Origin of the sequence: Citrobacter braakii (assembly GCF_002075345.1) — a bacterium.
Lineage (GTDB): Bacteria > Pseudomonadota > Gammaproteobacteria > Enterobacterales > Enterobacteriaceae > Citrobacter > Citrobacter braakii.
This window is the reverse complement of sequence record NZ_NAEW01000029.1, coordinates 1-17909: the sequence shown is the minus strand read 5'-3', so window position 1 is coordinate 17909 and position 17909 is coordinate 1. Positions and strand designations below refer to the sequence as shown.

Genomic DNA, 17909 nt, shown 5'->3' with positions numbered 1-17909 from the left:
CCATTCCTTGAGCTATTTCACGCCAGTGTAACATGTGTGTCACTCATACTCTGCCCGGCAGAGGGCGACAGTATCTTCAATCAATCGACGCGCGACGGTGCCCGGCGGGGGCAGGAGCGGTAAATCGTCGTAGCGATACCAGTTCGCCTCCAGCAGTTCTTTCGGGTCAATAACAATTTCGCCGCTATCATACTCCGCCATAAATGCGGTCATCAAAGACTGTGGGAACGGCCACGGCTGAGAAGTGACGTAGCGCAGGTTTTTCACCTTAATGCCGCTCTCTTCCATGACTTCGCGCGCCACCGCCTGCTCGAGGGTCTCGCCCACTTCGACAAAACCCGCCAGCACGGTATGCACGCCGTTACGATGGCGAACATGTTGGGCAAGCAGGATAGTGTCGTCACGGCGAATAGCGACGATAATGCAGGGGGCAATTTGCGGGTAGTAGCGTTCTCGACAGTGGCTACACAGCATCGCCCATTCCGTTTTACTCGGGTGCATGGGATGACCGCAGTAACCGCAGAATTTATGTGAGCGGTAGAACTCGGCCAGTTGTACGCCGCGTCCGGCCAGTTGAAACAGGCCAACGTCCTGGTCAATGACCTGGCGCACCGATCCCATATCGTACCGACGCTGCTGCTGCACCAGCCAGACTGTCTCCCCTTCCCATTCACCTATAGGAAGTGCACGCTGCCCGGTCAGATCAAAACTTGCTGCGTCGCCGTAAGGCAGTTCGCCACGAGGTAACCATAACTTTTGCTCATGACTGACAATCCACCAGCCGCTATCTAATTTTTCAATTATACGATCCATATCTCTTGCGCAACCTTTGCTTCACAGGCATGTTGTTTACATTATTTTTACATTTACGGGTGAGCCGTTCCTAAACACCATCTTGCGGAGTCAATCATGCTAAACCAGCTGGAAAGCCTGACGGAGCACGTCGGAGGAAGTAACAAACTGGTTGATCGCTGGCTACATGTACGTAAGCACCTGCTCGTGGCTTACTACAATCTGGTTGGCATTAAGCCAGGCAAAGAATCGTACATGCGGCTCAATGAAAAGGCGCTGGATGATTTTTGCCAGAGCCTGGTCGATTACCTTTCCACCGGACACTTCAGTATTTATGAACGTATTCTCCATAAATTGGAAGGGAACGGGCAGCTTTTAAAAGCCACAAAAATTTGGCCGCTCCTGGAAGCCAATACGCAACTGATCATGGACTACTATGATTCCAGTCTGGAGACCGCCATTGATCACGATAACTTCCTTGAATTTCAACAGGCCTTATCGGATATCGGCGAGGCGCTGGAAGCCCGGTTCGTGCTGGAAGATAAGCTGATCATGCTGGTTTTTGATGCGATGCACGAGAGTGGCATGATCAAACGTCCTGCTTGAGATTTGCGACATTAACGCGTAATTTACATTCATTACCTCTTTTTGAGGTTACTTCTTGTCGGAGTGCTTATTTTCCACAGCAGCATGAGTGGAAAAGGCTGAGACCGTTAATTCGGGATCCGCGGAACCTGATCAGGTTAAAACCTGCGAAGGGAACAAGAGTCAATCTACAACCGTATCGCCCTTTGGCGTTCGTCTCTCTTGCTTCATCCGTCGTCTGACAAGCCATATCCTTACTTTTATTTGGAATGAGCTATGTCTGCCACTACTAAACCATCACGCCGCGAACAGCGCGCCCAAGCCCAACACTTTATCGACACGCTGGAAGGTACCGCCTTTCCTAACTCAAAACGTATCTACATCACCGGTTCGCAGGCGGATATTCGCATCCCGATGCGCGAAATCCAGCTAAGTCCTACGCTGATTGGCGGTACGAAAGACAACCCGCAGTTTGAAGAGAACGAAGCCGTGCCGGTGTACGACACCTCCGGGCCGTACGGCGATCCTGATGTGGCGATTAACGTTCAGCAGGGTCTGGCGAAACTGCGCCAGCCGTGGATTGCGGCGCGTAATGATAGCGAAGAATTAGACGACCGTAGCTCCGCTTATACCAAAGAACGTCTGGCCGACGATGGCCTGGACGAGCTGCGTTTCAGCGGCCTGCTGACGCCAAAACGCGCCAAAGCCGGCAAGCGCGTTACCCAGTTGCACTATGCCCGTCAGGGGATGGTTACCCCGGAGATGGAATTTATCGCCATCCGTGAAAACATGGGCCGCGAGCGCATTCGTAGTGAAGTGCTGCGCCATCAGCATCCAGGGATGAACTTTGGCGCTCGCCTGCCGGAAAACATCACCCCGGAATTCGTGCGTGATGAAGTCGCTGCGGGCCGCGCGATTATTCCTGCCAACATCAACCACCCGGAATCCGAGCCGATGATCATCGGCCGCAACTTCCTGGTGAAGGTGAACGCCAACATCGGTAACTCGGCGGTGACCTCCTCCATTGAAGAAGAGGTGGAGAAGCTGGTGTGGTCGACCCGCTGGGGCGCAGATACGGTGATGGACCTCTCCACCGGCCGCTATATTCACGAAACCCGCGAGTGGATCCTGCGTAACAGCCCGGTGCCGATCGGTACCGTACCGATCTACCAGGCGCTGGAGAAGGTTAACGGGATCGCTGAAGATCTCACCTGGGAAGCCTTCCGCGACACGCTGCTCGAACAAGCCGAACAGGGCGTCGACTACTTCACCATTCACGCGGGCGTACTGCTGCGCTACGTGCCGATGACCGCTAAACGCCTGACAGGTATTGTCTCGCGCGGCGGTTCGATCATGGCGAAATGGTGTCTCTCTCATCACAAAGAGAACTTCCTGTTTGAACATTTCCGCGAGATTTGCGAAATCTGTGCCGCCTATGACGTTTCGCTCTCTCTCGGCGACGGCCTGCGTCCAGGCTCGATTCAGGATGCCAACGACGAGGCGCAGTTCTCCGAGCTGCATACGCTGGGCGAACTGACCAAAATCGCCTGGGAATACGACGTGCAGGTGATGATTGAAGGCCCGGGTCATGTGCCGATGCATATGATCCAGCGCAATATGACCGAAGAGCTGGAGCACTGCCATGAAGCGCCGTTCTACACCTTAGGGCCGTTGACGACAGATATCGCGCCGGGCTATGACCACTTCACCTCCGGCATTGGTGCGGCGATGATCGGCTGGTTTGGCTGTGCGATGCTGTGCTACGTCACGCCAAAAGAGCACCTTGGCCTGCCGAACAAAGAAGACGTGAAGCAAGGGCTGATTACCTACAAGATTGCCGCCCATGCCGCTGATTTAGCCAAAGGCCATCCGGGTGCGCAGATCCGCGATAACGCCATGTCGAAAGCACGCTTTGAATTCCGCTGGGAAGACCAGTTTAACCTCGCACTCGACCCATTCACCGCCCGCGCCTATCACGATGAAACCCTGCCACAGGAGTCCGGCAAGGTTGCCCACTTCTGCTCCATGTGCGGGCCGAAGTTCTGCTCGATGAAAATCAGCCAGGAGGTCCGCGACTACGCCGCCGCACAAACCATTGAAATCGGAATGGCGGATATGTCGGAGAACTTCCGCGCCAAAGGCGGCGAAATCTACCTCAAAAAAGAGGAGGCGTGATGTACCAGCCTGATTTCCCGACCGTGCCGTTCCGCCTCGGGCTTTACCCGGTGGTAGACAGCGTTGAATGGATTGAACGCTTGCTGCAGGCAGGTGTGCGCACGATCCAACTGCGCATTAAAGATAAACGTGATGAAGAGGTCGAAGCCGACGTCATTGCCGCCATTGAGCTGGGGCGTCGCTATGATGCTCGCCTGTTTATCAACGACTACTGGAGCCTGGCAATTAAGCACAACGCGTACGGCGTGCATCTGGGCCAGGAAGACCTCGAAACCACCGACCTGAAGGCGATTCAGGCGGCGGGGCTACGCCTGGGTGTTTCCACTCACGATGATATGGAGATAGACGTAGCGCTGGCTGCTAAGCCTTCTTATATCGCGCTGGGCCATGTCTTCCCGACGCAAACCAAGCAGATGCCGTCGGCCCCGCAGGGTCTCACGCAGCTGGCAAGCCATAGTAAACGACTGGCGGATTACCCCACTGTCGCTATCGGCGGCATCAGCCTTGAGCGCGCCCCGGCGGTGCTGGCGACCGGTGTTGGCAGCATTGCCGTGGTCAGCGCCATAACCCACGCCGCAGACTGGCAGGCAGCCACGGCGCAGCTACTGGACATTGCGGGAGCCGGCGATGAATGACCGCGATTTTATGCGCTACAGCCGCCAGATCCTGCTCGGCGACATTGCCATTGAGGGCCAACAAAAGCTGCTCGATAGCCATGTGCTGATCGTCGGCTTAGGTGGGCTCGGCTCGCCTGCGGCACTGTATCTGGCGGGAGCGGGCGTCGGCACGCTGACGTTGGCGGACGATGATGACGTTCATCTGAGCAACCTGCAGCGGCAAATATTGTTCACCACCGATGATATCGCCCGCCCGAAAGCACAGGCGGCAAAGCGACATCTGGCACGCCTTAATCCGGACAGCGAGCTGGTCGTCCTTGAGCAGCGGCTGACCGGTGAGGCGCTCCGGCATGCGGTAGCGCGTGCCGACGTGGTGCTCGACTGTACCGACAACATGGCGACGCGCCAGGAAATTAACGCCGCCTGCGTGATGCTCAACACTCCGCTCATCACCGCCAGCGCTGTGGGCTTTGGCGGCCAGCTAATGGTACTGACGCCACCGTGGGAACAAGGCTGTTACCGTTGCCTGTGGCCGGATGATGTAGAGCCGGAACGCAACTGCCGCACCGCCGGCATCGTCGGCCCGGTTGTGGGCGTGATGGGCACCTTGCAGGCGCTGGAGGCGATTAAATTACTCAGCGGCATTGAAACTCCCAATGGAGAGCTACGCCTGTTCGACGGTAAAACCAGCCAGTGGCGCAGCCTCGCGCTGCGTCGTGCCAGCGGCTGCCCGGTCTGCGGAGGACAACATGCAGATTCAGTTCAATGATGAGCCGATGCAGTGCGCCGAGGGACAAACCGTCAGCGGGCTGCTCACTGCGCTAAATCAACTTAAACCGGGAGCGGCGCTGGCGCTCAATCAGCAGATCCTGCCGCGCGAGCAGTGGGGGCAGCAAATCGTGCAGGAAGGCGACCAGATCCTGCTTTTTCAGGTTATTGCAGGGGGTTGATATGTTACGTATTGCCGACAAAACGTTTGATTCACATCTGTTCACCGGCACCGGAAAATTTGCTTCGTCGCAGCTGATGGTCGAGGCGATTCGCGCCTCCGGCAGCCAACTGGTGACGCTGGCAATGAAGCGCGTGGATTTGCGCCAGCACAACGATGCCATTCTAGCCCCACTTATCGACGCGGGGGTGACGCTACTGCCTAACACCTCTGGGGCGAAAACCGCGGAAGAGGCTATTTTCGCCGCCCAGCTGGCACGTGAAGCGCTGGGCACAAACTGGCTAAAATTAGAAATCCACCCGGACGCCCGTTGGCTATTGCCGGATCCGATTGAAACGTTAAAAGCCGCGGAAGCATTGGTGAAACTGGGCTTTGTGGTGCTGCCCTACTGCGGCGCGGATCCGGTGCTGTGTAAGCGGCTGGAAGAGGTCGGCTGCGCGGCGGTAATGCCGCTCGGCGCGCCCATCGGTTCTAATCAGGGACTGGAAACGAAAGCGATGCTGGAGATTATTATCCAACAGGCAACCGTACCGGTGGTGGTTGATGCGGGTATCGGCGTCCCCAGCCACGCCACACAGGCGCTGGAAATGGGTGCCGACGCAGTGCTGGTCAACACGGCAATCGCCGTGGCCGCCTGCCCGGTCACGATGGCTACCGCCTTCCGTCTGGCGGTTGAAGCGGGCCTTCTGGCGCGCCAGGCGGTACCAGGAAGCAAAAGTTCGCAGGCAAGCGCCACCAGCCCGTTAACCGGATTCCTGGAGGCCTTCGTATGAAAACGTTCAGCGACCGCTGGCGCCAGCTTGACTGGGATGACATCCGCCTGCGTATCAACGGTAAAACCGCCGCTGACGTGGAGCACGCCCTCAACGCTTCACAGCTTAGTCGCGACGATCTGATGGCGTTGCTCTCCCCTGCCGCCGCCGACTTTCTGGAGCCGTTGGCACAGCGAGCGCAGCGCCTGACCCGGCAGCGCTTCGGCAACACGGTCAGCTTTTATGTTCCGCTGTATCTCTCGAATCTTTGCGCCAACGACTGCACCTACTGCGGCTTTTCCATGAGCAACCGTATCAAACGCAAAACGCTGGACGAAGATGAGATAAAACGAGAGTGTACCGCTATCCGTGAGCTGGGTTTTGAGCATCTGTTGTTGGTCACCGGTGAACATCAGGCAAAAGTCGGAATGGATTACTTTCGTCGCCATTTGCCCACCATTCGCCGCCAGTTTGCCTCGTTGCAGATGGAAGTTCAGCCGCTGTCAGAGGCTGAATATGCGGAGCTGAAGACGCTGGGACTGGATGGCGTGATGGTGTATCAGGAGAGCTATCATGAGGCGATTTACGCTCGCCACCATCTGAAGGGGAAAAAGCAGGATTTCTTCTGGCGACTGGAAACGCCGGACAGGCTGGGCCGCGCAGGGATCGACAAAATCGGTCTTGGCGCGTTGATTGGTTTGTCCGACAGCTGGCGGGTCGATTGCTATATGGTAGCTGAACATCTGCTGTGGATGCAGCAGCATTACTGGCAGAGCCGCTACTCCATCTCCTTCCCTCGCCTGCGCCCATGCACCGGTGGCGTTGAACCCGCATCGATCATGGACGAGCGACAGTTGGTCCAAACCATTTGCGCGTTTCGTTTACTGGCGCCAGAAATTGAGCTGTCGCTCTCCACCCGCGAATCGCCATGGTTCCGTGATCATGTGATCCCGCTGGCGATCAACAACGTCAGCGCCTTCTCAAAAACACAGCCCGGCGGTTATGCCGATAACCATCCTGAACTGGAACAGTTCTCCCCACACGACGCCCGTCGCCCAGAAGCCGTTGCTGAAGCACTAATGGCGCAGGGGTTACAGCCCGTGTGGAAGGACTGGGACAGCTATCTGGGACGCGCTTCGCAGATACCGTAAGTCCGGAGCAATCGCATAAAACGAAAAAACCCGCTTTCGCGGGTTTTTTCTTCACTGTCACTTAACTGCTCAGGCTCTGGCCTTCATCGCTATCGTAAGCATTAGTGAAATTATCGGCGATTACAGCGCGACAACGTTAACAGCAGACGGGCCTTTAGCGCCATTCTCCACAGAGAACTCCACTTTTTGACCTTCGTCTAATGTTTTAAAATCGTTACTCTGGATAGCAGAGAAATGCACAAACACGTCCTTGCTACCGTCCTGAGGAGTGATAAAGCCGAAGCCTTTCTCAGAGTTAAACCATTTTACTAAACCAGTCATTTTGTTAGACATAGATACTTCCTTTCATATTTTTGAGCCGCTTAAGCAGCGAAGATGGCCTGTTTTGCAGAAATTAACTTATGGGGCACTTAGGGAGGAGGCTCATGAAGAAGAGTATCTGAGGATAACGCTTGAACTGAGAACTGCTTTACTAAAACTGCTTTCATAAGGTCTGTGTATCAAACCGATGTCGCTATAGTAGACTTACTTCTAATCAATAAGCAAGAATTAATTTATTTAATAATCGCTCAGCGCCGAAATGTTACACCATCGCGGTTGAGCATTTCAGGTAACAACTTGATCTAAAATGAACAAAAGCCCTGACCATTGCAGTCAGGGCTTTAAGTTACTACACACTTCAAATTTAACATTAATAAACTTAACGATTTAATACTGCTGATGGTACTACTTTAAAATGTACACGTTTACTACAGATAATATTGGATATTGATACTAACTAAAACCGTCCTCTATTTACCGTTAAACACATTCCACCCGCTTGATAATAGAACTCAAGGCTGGTGATCTAAACAAGTACACTTCCCCTCGCGACATATACTCTTTGATGCGTTGCCTTATTTCCCTTGCGATAACCAGAAAACAGAAACCGCAAACATTTACTATTAAATCATGGCGTTACATCGTCGCGTTTTACTAACTATTTGCGATTAGATATATCAACTACGTGGCCTGAAAGCATTGTCGAGGTGAATAAATAGCGTTTTCAGCATCGACTATCCCATACAAAAATACTTCGTGGCCTTTATCGCAACCCCCAATCAAGCTCTACTAACACTTACTACGTTAACAGCAAACTACAATTTCTCCGCTGTTAAGTATTAACATACGGGTTTAAAAAACGCTGTCAATACTGTTTTTTATAACATGTCTTTATTAACAGTGATTATATATTCCTGCATATGATAAATGGGTCAACAATCGCCAAATCAGGGCCAGATCGTAGGGTTGAGCCTCTTTTTGTAACCGGTTTCAGAAAAAGTGACTTTCTTTGTGATGCTTTGCACACAATCGTTGCAAAGCAGTTGTTGCTGCGGCTGGCTCGCGATAATTATCAACCCACACATGTTGATCGAGACTGCTTATGAAAAACATCGTTTTATGCTGTGCCGCCGGAATGTCCACCAGCATGCTGGTGCAAAAGATGAAAGATGCCGCCCAGAAAAAAGGTGTCGACGTCACTATCAAAGCGGTCCCGGTGGCTGAGTTTGAAGAGAATATCGCCACCGCGGATATCGTATTGCTCGGCCCACAGGTTAAGTATGAACAGGCCAAGCTGCAGGCGCTCGCCGACCCGCTAGGAAAAAAAGTCGCCGTTATCGATATGATGGATTACGGCATGATGAAAGGCGATGCGGTACTGGACAAAGCGCTGAAACTACTGGAGTGATGGCATGGAAGAGTTAGAAACGATCATCATGAAATTATTGGTAAACGCCGGAGCTGCGCGCAGTCAAGCCCTGACGGCGTTGCAACTGGCGCGTAAAGGTGATTTCGCCGGGGCAGAACACGCGATGATAGAATCACGCGAGTATGTTAAACAAGCGCATAAAATCCAAACCCAACTGATCGGAATTGACGAAGGTACCGGCAAACTACCGGTTAATCTCATCACCGTCCATTCGCAGGACCACCTGATGAATGCCATGGTGATTCAGGATCTGGCAGGCGATATGATTGAACTGTATCGACGCTTACCACCAGTAAACTGATCGGAAGGCGTAAGCCTGGCGTCATCATGCCGGATGGCAGCTGATGCCTTATCCAGCCAACATAATACATCTTAAATCCATCGACATAAAAAAACCCGCCGAAGCGGGTTTTTTATTAGTGTCAGCAACGATTAATCGTTGTCAGAACCGCCAAGGCCTGCGTTCAGCAGTTCTGCCAGGCTGGCAGACGCATCTTCAGCAGTCACCTGCGGAGCAGCTGGCAGTTCGCCCGCTGCGCGGCGGCGCATACGATCCTGGTGGTACGCATAACCGGTACCCGCCGGGATCAGACGACCCACGATAACGTTCTCTTTCAGACCGCGCAGTTCATCACGTTTACCTGCAACAGCGGCTTCGGTCAGGACACGCGTGGTTTCCTGGAACGATGCTGCAGAGATGAAGGACTCGGTTGCCAGAGACGCTTTGGTGATACCCAGCAGATCGCGGGAGAATGTTGCACCCACTTTGCCGTTCGCTTCCAGATCGCGGTTAGCAATCTTGACGCGGGAGTATTCAACCTGCTCGCCTTCCAGGAAGTCGGAGCTACCAGCGCTTTCGATGGTGGCTTTACGCAGCATCTGACGAACGATAACTTCGATGTGCTTATCGTTAATCTTAACGCCCTGCAGACGGTATACGTCCTGAACTTCGTTAACGATATAACGAGTTACAGCATGCACACCACGCAGACGCAGGATGTCGTGCGGCGCTTCCGGACCGTCGGAAACAACGTCACCACGTTCTACACGTTCACCTTCGAACACGTTGAGCTGACGCCATTTCGGAATCATCTCTTCGTACGGCTCGCTACCGTCTACCGGGGTGATAACCAGACGACGTTTACCTTTGGTTTCTTTACCGAAGGAAATGATGCCGCTGATTTCAGCCAGGATTGCCGGCTCTTTCGGACGACGTGCTTCGAACAGGTCCGCAACGCGCGGCAGACCACCGGTGATATCCTTGGTACCGCCGGATTCCTGCGGTACACGCGCCAGGGTGTCACCAGAACTGATCTGTACGCCATCTTCCAGCTGAACAATCGCTTTACCCGGCAGGAAGTACTGAGCAGGCATATCGGTGCCTGGGATCAGAACGTCGTTGCCCTGAGCATCAACAATTTTCAGTGCCGGACGCAGGTCTTTACCACCCGCAGTACGTTCTGCAGAATCCAGAACCACCAGAGAAGACAGACCGGTCAGCTCGTCGGTCTGACGAGTAATGGTCTGGCCGTCGATCATGTCAGTGAAGCGGACGAAACCACTCACTTCGGTGATAACCGGCATGGTGTGCGGATCCCAGTTCGCTACGGTTTCGCCGCCAGCAACCTGTTCGCCATCACCTTTCGCCATAACGGAGCCGTAAGGCACTTTATAGCTTTCTTTGGTACGGCCGAATTCGTCGATCAGTTTCAGTTCGGTGTTACGTGAGGTGATAACCAGTTTACCGCTGGAGTTAACAACCGACTTCGCATTGCTCAGACGGATGCTACCTTTGTTTTTCACCTGGATGCTGGATTCAGCAGCCGCACGAGATGCCGCACCACCGATGTGGAACGTACGCATCGTCAGCTGTGTACCCGGTTCACCGATGGACTGTGCCGCGATAACGCCGATTGCTTCACCTTTATTGATGATGTGGCCACGCGCCAGGTCACGACCGTAACAGTGCGCACATACACCAAAGTCGGTGTCACAGGATACAACGGAACGGACCTTGACGGAGTCAACGGAGTTCTCTTCCAGCAGGTCACACCACTGTTCGTGCAGCAGCGTGTTGCGTGGAACCAGAATATCCGCCGTGCCCGGCTTCAGAACGTCTTCAGCAGTCACACGACCCAGAACGCGATCGCGCAGCGGTTCTTTAACATCACCACCCTCGATAACCGGGGTCATGGTGATACCTTCCAGCGTGCCGCAATCGTCTTCAGTAACAACCAAGTCCTGCGCAACGTCAACCAGACGACGGGTCAGATAACCGGAGTTCGCTGTTTTCAGTGCGGTATCCGCCAGACCTTTACGAGCACCGTGAGTAGAGATGAAGTACTGGAGTACGTTCAGACCTTCACGGAAGTTCGCGGTGATTGGCGTTTCGATGATGGAGCCATCTGGCTTAGCCATCAGACCACGCATACCAGCCAGCTGACGAATCTGTGCTGCAGAACCACGCGCACCGGAGTCGGCCATCATGTAGATGCTGTTGAAGGAAACCTGCTGCTCTTCTACGCCGTCACGGTTAATCACGGTTTCGGTTTGCAGGTTATCCATCATCGCTTTGGATACACGATCGTTCGCCGCAGCCCAGATATCGATAACTTTGTTATAGCGTTCGCCCGCGGTTACCAGACCAGACTGGAACTGCTCCTGGATCTCAGCAACTTCAGCTTCCGCTTCAGAGATGATCTCGTGTTTCTTCTCTGGGATGACCATGTCATCAATACCAACAGATGCACCTGAACGCGCTGCATAAGCAAAGCCGGTGTACATTGTCTGGTCAGCGAAGATAACGGTCGGCTTCAGGCCCAGAATGCGGTAACAGGTGTTCAGCATTTTGGAGATTGCTTTCTTGCCCAGCGCCTGGTTGACGATGGAGAAAGGCAGACCTTTCGGTACGATCATCCACAGAATGGCGCGACCAACGGTCGTGTCTTTCAGGCTGGTGTGCGCAACGAATTCGCCGTTTTCATCTTTTTCGTATTCAGTGATACGCACTTTAACACGCGCATGCAGAGAGGCCAGACCTGCGCGATAGATACGCTCAGCTTCTTTCGGGCCAGTCAGCACCATGCCTTCGCCTTTGGCGTTAACACAGTCACGGGTCATGTAGTACAGACCCAATACAACGTCCTGAGACGGAACGATGATAGGTTCGCCGTTCGCCGGAGACAGGATGTTGTTGGTAGACATCATCAGCGCACGCGCTTCGAGCTGGGCTTCCAGCGTCAGCGGTACGTGAACAGCCATCTGGTCACCATCGAAGTCGGCGTTATATGCCGCACAAACCAGTGGGTGCAGCTGGATAGCTTTACCTTCGATCAGTACCGGTTCAAATGCCTGGATACCCAGACGGTGCAGGGTTGGTGCACGGTTCAGCAGTACCGGGTGTTCGCGGATAACTTCGTCCAAGATATCCCAAACGACAGCTTCTTCACGTTCAACCATTTTCTTAGCGGCTTTGATGGTGGTGGCCAGGCCACGCAATTCCAGCTTGCCGTAAATGAACGGTTTGAACAGTTCCAGTGCCATTTTCTTCGGCAGACCGCACTGATGCAGACGCAGGTATGGACCTACGGTGATTACAGAACGACCGGAGTAGTCAACACGCTTACCGAGCAGGTTCTGACGGAAACGACCCTGTTTACCTTTGATCATATCGGCCAAAGATTTCAGAGGACGTTTGTTAGAACCGGTGATCGCACGACCACGACGACCGTTATCCAGCAGGGCGTCAACCGCTTCCTGCAGCATACGTTTTTCGTTACGTACGATGATGTCCGGCGCAGCCAGATCCAGCAGACGTTTCAGACGGTTGTTACGGTTGATCACGCGACGGTACAGATCGTTCAGATCTGATGTTGCGAAACGACCACCATCCAGCGGAACCAGCGGACGCAGATCTGGCGGCAGAACCGGCAGAACGGTCAGGATCATCCACTCTGGCTTGTTGCCAGACTGTACGAATGCTTCCAGCAGTTTGATACGTTTGGTCAGCTTCTTACGCTTGGTTTCGGAGTTGGTTTCGTTCAGCTCTTCGCGCAGAGTTTCGCACTCTTGCTCCAGATCCATGCTCTTCAGCAGGGCCTGGATTGCTTCCGCACCCATCTTCGCGTCGAATTCGTCACCGAACTCTTCCAGCGCGTCCAGATACTGCTCTTCAGTCAGGATCTGTTGACGTTCCAGGTTAGTCATACCGCCTTCGATAACCACATAAGATTCGAAGTACAGTACGCGTTCGATATCGCGCAGCGGCATATCGAGCAGCAGACCGATACGGGACGGCAGAGATTTCAGGAACCAGATGTGAGCGGTCGGAGAGGCCAGCTCGATGTGGCCCATACGCTCACGGCGTACTTTAGTCTGGGTCACTTCAACGCCGCACTTCTCACAGATCACACCGCGGTGTTTCAGGCGCTTGTACTTACCGCACAGGCACTCATAGTCTTTTACCGGCCCAAAGATACGGGCGCAGAAAAGGCCGTCACGTTCAGGTTTGAACGTACGGTAGTTGATGGTTTCCGGCTTCTTAACTTCACCGAAAGACCATGAACGGATCATGTCTGGCGAGGCCAGAGCAATTTTGATCGCATCAAACTCTTCGGTTTTAGTCTGCGCTTTCAGAAACTTTAATAAATCTTTCACGGATTTGCTCCCGTCGGAGTTAGCACAATCTGGCGCTGGCTGTTACGCCAGCACCAGTGACCTGTTTGATCGAGAGTTACTCGTCTTCCAGCTCGATGTTGATACCCAGCGAACGAATCTCTTTCAACAGTACGTTGAAGGATTCCGGCATGCCTGGTTCCATCTGATGGTTGCCGTCCACGATGTTTTTATACATCTTAGTACGACCGTTCACGTCATCAGACTTAACGGTGAGCATTTCCTGCAGGGTGTATGCCGCGCCGTATGCTTCAAGCGCCCACACTTCCATCTCCCCGAAGCGCTGACCACCGAACTGAGCCTTACCACCCAGCGGCTGCTGAGTAACCAGGCTGTAAGAACCGGTAGAACGCGCATGCATCTTGTCATCAACCAGGTGGTTCAGTTTCAGCATGTACATGTAGCCAACGGTAACCTGGCGCTCGAACTGCTCACCGGTACGACCGTCGAACAGTGTGATCTGACCGGAAGTCGGCAGGCCACCCAGCTGTAACAGTTCCTTGATTTCAGACTCTTTCGCACCGTCGAACACCGGCGTTGCGATCGGCATACCTTTTTTCAGGTTTTCAGCCAGACGCAGAACTTCTTCATCGCTGAAGGTATTCAGGTCAACTTTCTGACGAACATCTGAACCCAGATCGTAAGCACGCTGGATGAATTCGCGCAGTTTCGCGACTTCCTGCTGCTGTTTCAGCATGGCGTTGATCTTATCGCCGATACCTTTCGCAGCCATACCCAGGTGGGTTTCAAGGATCTGACCGATGTTCATACGCGATGGTACGCCCAGCGGGTTCAGCACGATATCTACCGGCGTACCGTTAGCATCGTGTGGCATATCTTCGATCGGGTTGATCTTAGAGATTACACCCTTGTTACCGTGACGACCTGCCATCTTATCACCAGGCTGGATCCGACGTTTAACCGCCAGATAAACCTTAACAATCTTCAGCACGCCCGGTGCCAGATCGTCGCCCTGAGTGATTTTACGGCGTTTCGCTTCGAGTTTTTTCTCGAACTCGTGTTTCAGTTCGTCGTACTGCTCAGCCAGTTGTTCCAGCTGATTTTGTTTCTCTTCGTCGGTCAGGCCGAGTTCTAACCAGCGATCGCGCGGCAGTTTGTCGAGCTTCTCAGCTTCAACACCACCGGAAACCAGCACAGCGTAGATACGGCTGAACAGGCCAGCTTCGAGGATTTGCAGTTCTTCAGACAGGTCTTTTTTCGCCTGCTTCAGCTGCATCTCTTCGATTTCCAGCGCACGTTTGTCTTTTTCTACGCCATCGCGAGTAAAGACCTGAACGTCGATAATCGTACCGGAAACACCGTTTGGCACGCGCAGAGAAGAGTCTTTAACGTCAGACGCTTTCTCACCGAAGATCGCACGCAGCAGCTTCTCTTCTGGCGTCAGCTGGGTTTCACCTTTCGGCGTTACCTTACCAACCAGAATGTCGCCACCGGTTACTTCCGCGCCGATATAAACGATACCGGATTCATCCAGTTTGGAGAGCGCAGCTTCACCCACGTTCGGGATGTCAGCGGTGATCTCTTCCGGCCCCAGCTTGGTGTCACGGGACACACATGCCAGTTCCTGAATGTGGATGGTGGTGAAACGGTCTTCCTGGACAACACGCTCAGATACGAGGATGGAGTCTTCGAAGTTGTAACCATTCCATGGCATGAATGCCACGCGCATGTTCTGACCGAGCGCCAGTTCACCGAGGTCGGTGGACGGACCGTCTGCCAGCACATCACCACGTTCAACCGGCTCGCCCAGAGATACGCAAGGCATCTGGTTGATACAGGTGTTCTGGTTAGAACGGGTGTATTTGGTCAGGTTATAAATGTCGATACCTGCTTCGCCCGGGTACATCTCGTCTTCGTTAACTTTGATAACGATACGGGAAGCATCCACGTACTGGACGGTACCGCCACGTTTAGCAACTGCGGTAACACCGGAGTCGACGGCAACAGCACGTTCCATACCGGTACCAACCAGCGGCTTATCAGCACGCAGAGTCGGAACCGCCTGACGTTGCATGTTCGCACCCATCAATGCACGGTTGGCGTCATCGTGTTCCAGGAACGGGATCAGGGACGCACCGACGGATACCACCTGCTGGGTGGATACGTCCATGTAGTCAACCTGGTCACGGCTGAACAAGCTGGATTCGCCTTTGCTACGGCAGGTAACCAGATCTTCTACAAAGTGGCCTTCGTCATCCAGGTTGGAGTTCGCCTGAGCGATAACGTAGTTGCCTTCTTCGATAGCTGACAGGTAATGAATTTCGTCAGTTACAACACCGTCGGTCACTTTACGGTACGGAGTCTCGAGGAAGCCGTATTCGTTAGTCTGTGCGTACACAGACAAGGAGTTGATCAGACCGATGTTCGGACCTTCAGGCGTTTCGATTGGACATACGCGACCGTAGTGAGTCGGGTGTACGTCTCGAACTTCGAAGCCTGCGCGTTCACGGGTCAAACCGCCTGGGCCGAGTGCAGAGATACGACGTTTGTGCGTAATCTCAGACAGCGGGTTGTTCTGGTCCATAAACTGAGACAGCTGGCTGGAACCAAAGAACTCTTTCACTGCTGCAGAAATCGGCTTAGCGTTGATCATATCCTGAGGCATCAGGGTATCCAGATCGCCCAGAGACAGACGCTCTTTCACCGCACGCTCAACACGTACCAGGCCAACGCGGAACTGGTTTTCCGCCATTTCGCCTACGGAACGGATACGACGGTTACCGAGGTGGTCGATATCATCGACTTCGCCTTTACCGTTACGGATATCGATGAGCTTCTTCATCACTTCGATGATGTCATCTTTGCTCAGGATACCGGAACCTTCGATTTCGTCGCGCAGCAGAGAACGGTTGAACTTCATACGACCAACCGCAGACAGGTCATAGCGGTCTTCGGAGAAGAACAGGTTCTCGAACAGGCTTTCAGCAGCTTCACGCGTCGGCGGCTCACCAGGGCGCATCATGCGGTAGATTTCTACCAGCGCGCTCAGACGATCGTTGGTTGGGTCGACACGTACAGTTTCAGAAATGTACGGACCGTGGTCCAGATCGTTGGTGAACAGCGTTTCGATACGCTTGTGGCCAGACTGGCTCAGCTTAGCCAGCAGATCCAGACTCAGCTCCATGTTAGCTGCGCAGATCAGCTCGCCAGTAGATTCGTCAACGTAGTCTTTAGCCGCAACTTTACCAGCAATGTATTCAACCGGAACTTCGATATGTTTGATATCGTCTTTTTCCAGCTGGCGAATGTGGCGCGCAGTGATGCGACGGCCTTTTTCGACGTAGACTTTGCCGTTAGCTTCGATGTCAAAGGAGGCGGTTTCACCACGCAGGCGTTCCGGCACCAGTTCCATCTGCAGCTTGTTGTCACGAATTTCGAAAACAACTTTCTCAAAGAATAGGTCAAGGATCTGCTCAGTGGTGTAGTTCAGTGCACGCAGAATAATGGTCGCAGGCAGTTTACGGCGACGGTCAATACGTACGAACAGGTTGTCCTTCGGATCGAATTCGAAGTCCAGCCAGGAACCACGGTAAGGGATGATACGCGCGTTATACAGCACTTTACCCGAAGAGTGGGTTTTACCTTTGTCGGAGTCAAAGAAGACGCCAGGACTACGGTGCAGCTGAGAAACGATAACACGCTCAGTACCGTTGATAACAAAGGTACCGTTGTCTGTCATGAGCGGAATTTCGCCCATGTAGACTTCTTGTTCTTTAATGTCTTTTACGGTGCCTTCCGGCGCTTCGCGCTCGTAGATCACCAGGCGCAGTTTTACGCGCAACGGTGCGGAATAGGTCACGCCACGGATCTGACATTCCTGAACGTCAAACACCGGTTCGCCAAGGCGGTAGCTGACGTATTGCAGCTCGGAATTACCGCTGTAGCTCTGAATCGGGAAAACGGAACGGAAAGCTGCTTCCAGACCATACTGCCCTTCAGGATCTTGCTCGATGAACTTCTGAAACGAGTCAAGCTGGATAGAAAGGAGATAAGGTATGTCCAACACTTGCGGACGTTTACCAAAATCCTTACGAATACGTTTTTTCTCGGTATAGGAGTAAACCATTAGGGTTCCTCAGCTCGCTGACAAGTCGACCCATCTGTCCGACGAAGGGACAGTTTGTGCAACACTATTTTGTTGACCGGAAAATCGAATACTTTCCGCAATGCCTGTTGCTATCACGCTTAAACCATTTCATTGCGATTTACACAGAACTGACGTTCTGTCGCAGTATATTAAGACGTCGATAGAAACAAGCATTGAAAGGCACAGCAGTAGTCAAACAGTGTGAAATGCTACTGGCGCCTTACAGCGCAATAAATATCCTCCGGCATAGCCGGAGGTTTTTCGGATGCGCCTATAAGGCTCTGTTACCAGCCGCGCCCTAACAGGCGCATACGATCTGACATTTGCATCAGACTTCGTTACTTACGGCCCGTAAA

13 protein-coding genes and 1 riboswitch are annotated in these 17909 nt (G+C 53.3%); of the genes, 9 read left to right on the top strand and 4 right to left on the bottom strand.

All coding sequences use genetic code 11. The features are described 5' to 3' along the window. Positions 1-39 precede the first annotated feature (39 nt). A complete protein-coding gene (nudC, locus tag BZK42_RS26030; protein ID WP_080860953.1) occupies positions 40-813 on the bottom strand; it encodes an NAD(+) diphosphatase in 774 nt (257 codons plus the stop codon). A 96-nt stretch (positions 814-909) separates the two neighbouring features. Here nudC and BZK42_RS26025 point away from each other — a divergent pair, with 96 nt between their 5' ends. From BZK42_RS26025 to thiH, 7 genes are all read left to right on the top strand, one after another. Further along, the gene (locus tag BZK42_RS26025; protein ID WP_016155311.1) at positions 910-1398 is read left to right on the top strand and encodes an Rsd/AlgQ family anti-sigma factor; all 489 of its coding nucleotides are present in this window, start codon (positions 910-912) and stop codon (positions 1396-1398) included. Positions 1399-1447: 49 nt separating this feature from the next. Then, positions 1448-1570, top strand: a riboswitch (TPP riboswitch). 83 nt (positions 1571-1653) lie between these two features. Further along, a complete protein-coding gene (gene thiC, locus BZK42_RS26020) occupies positions 1654-3552 on the top strand; it encodes a phosphomethylpyrimidine synthase ThiC (protein ID WP_016155310.1) in 1899 nt (632 codons plus the stop codon). After that, positions 3552-4187, top strand: a complete 636-nt coding sequence (gene thiE, locus BZK42_RS26015) for a thiamine phosphate synthase (protein ID WP_016157945.1) — start codon at positions 3552-3554, stop codon at positions 4185-4187. The genes thiC and thiE overlap by 1 nt, the downstream gene beginning before the upstream one ends. After that, positions 4180-4938 carry a HesA/MoeB/ThiF family protein gene (locus tag BZK42_RS26010; RefSeq protein WP_016155308.1) on the top strand — a complete coding sequence of 253 codons (759 nt, stop codon included), beginning with the start codon at positions 4180-4182 and terminating at the stop codon, positions 4936-4938. Before thiE ends, BZK42_RS26010 begins: the two co-directional genes overlap by 8 nt. Beyond that, positions 4919-5119: a sulfur carrier protein ThiS gene (gene thiS, locus BZK42_RS26005; RefSeq protein WP_080860951.1), complete on the top strand. Its 201-nt coding sequence runs from the start codon at positions 4919-4921 to the stop codon at positions 5117-5119. The genes BZK42_RS26010 and thiS overlap by 20 nt, the downstream gene beginning before the upstream one ends. Position 5120: 1 nt before the next feature. Beyond that, positions 5121-5891 carry a thiazole synthase gene (gene thiG / locus BZK42_RS26000; RefSeq protein ID WP_080860949.1) on the top strand — a complete coding sequence of 257 codons (771 nt, stop codon included), beginning with the start codon at positions 5121-5123 and terminating at the stop codon, positions 5889-5891. Further along, the gene (gene thiH / locus BZK42_RS25995) at positions 5888-7021 is read left to right on the top strand and encodes a 2-iminoacetate synthase ThiH (protein WP_049270237.1); all 1134 of its coding nucleotides are present in this window, start codon (positions 5888-5890) and stop codon (positions 7019-7021) included. Before thiG ends, thiH begins: the two co-directional genes overlap by 4 nt. Before the next feature lie 120 nt (positions 7022-7141). Here the strand turns inward: thiH and cspE are convergent, their stop codons facing one another. Beyond that, on the bottom strand, positions 7142-7354 hold the full coding sequence (gene cspE, locus BZK42_RS25990) for a transcription antiterminator/RNA stability regulator CspE (protein ID WP_016155304.1): 213 nt from the start codon (positions 7352-7354) through the stop codon (positions 7142-7144). Positions 7355-8444: 1090 nt separating this feature from the next. Between cspE and BZK42_RS25985 the strand changes: the two genes are divergently transcribed. Next, positions 8445-8750 (top strand): PTS sugar transporter subunit IIB, encoded by a 306-nt coding sequence (locus tag BZK42_RS25985; protein ID WP_016155303.1) that lies wholly within the window; start codon positions 8445-8447, stop codon positions 8748-8750. 4 nt (positions 8751-8754) lie between these two features. Next, positions 8755-9072, top strand: coding sequence for a PTS lactose/cellobiose transporter subunit IIA (locus tag BZK42_RS25980; RefSeq protein WP_080860947.1), 318 nt, complete (start codon positions 8755-8757; stop codon positions 9070-9072). 131 nt (positions 9073-9203) lie between these two features. Here BZK42_RS25980 and rpoC read toward each other — a convergent pair whose 3' ends face one another. Further along, positions 9204-13427, bottom strand: a complete 4224-nt coding sequence (rpoC, locus tag BZK42_RS25975; protein WP_016155301.1) for a DNA-directed RNA polymerase subunit beta' — start codon at positions 13425-13427, stop codon at positions 9204-9206. A 76-nt stretch (positions 13428-13503) separates the two neighbouring features. Further along, a complete protein-coding gene (rpoB, locus tag BZK42_RS25970; protein WP_003033111.1) occupies positions 13504-17532 on the bottom strand; it encodes a DNA-directed RNA polymerase subunit beta in 4029 nt (1342 codons plus the stop codon). Positions 17533-17909: the final 377 nt, after the last annotated feature.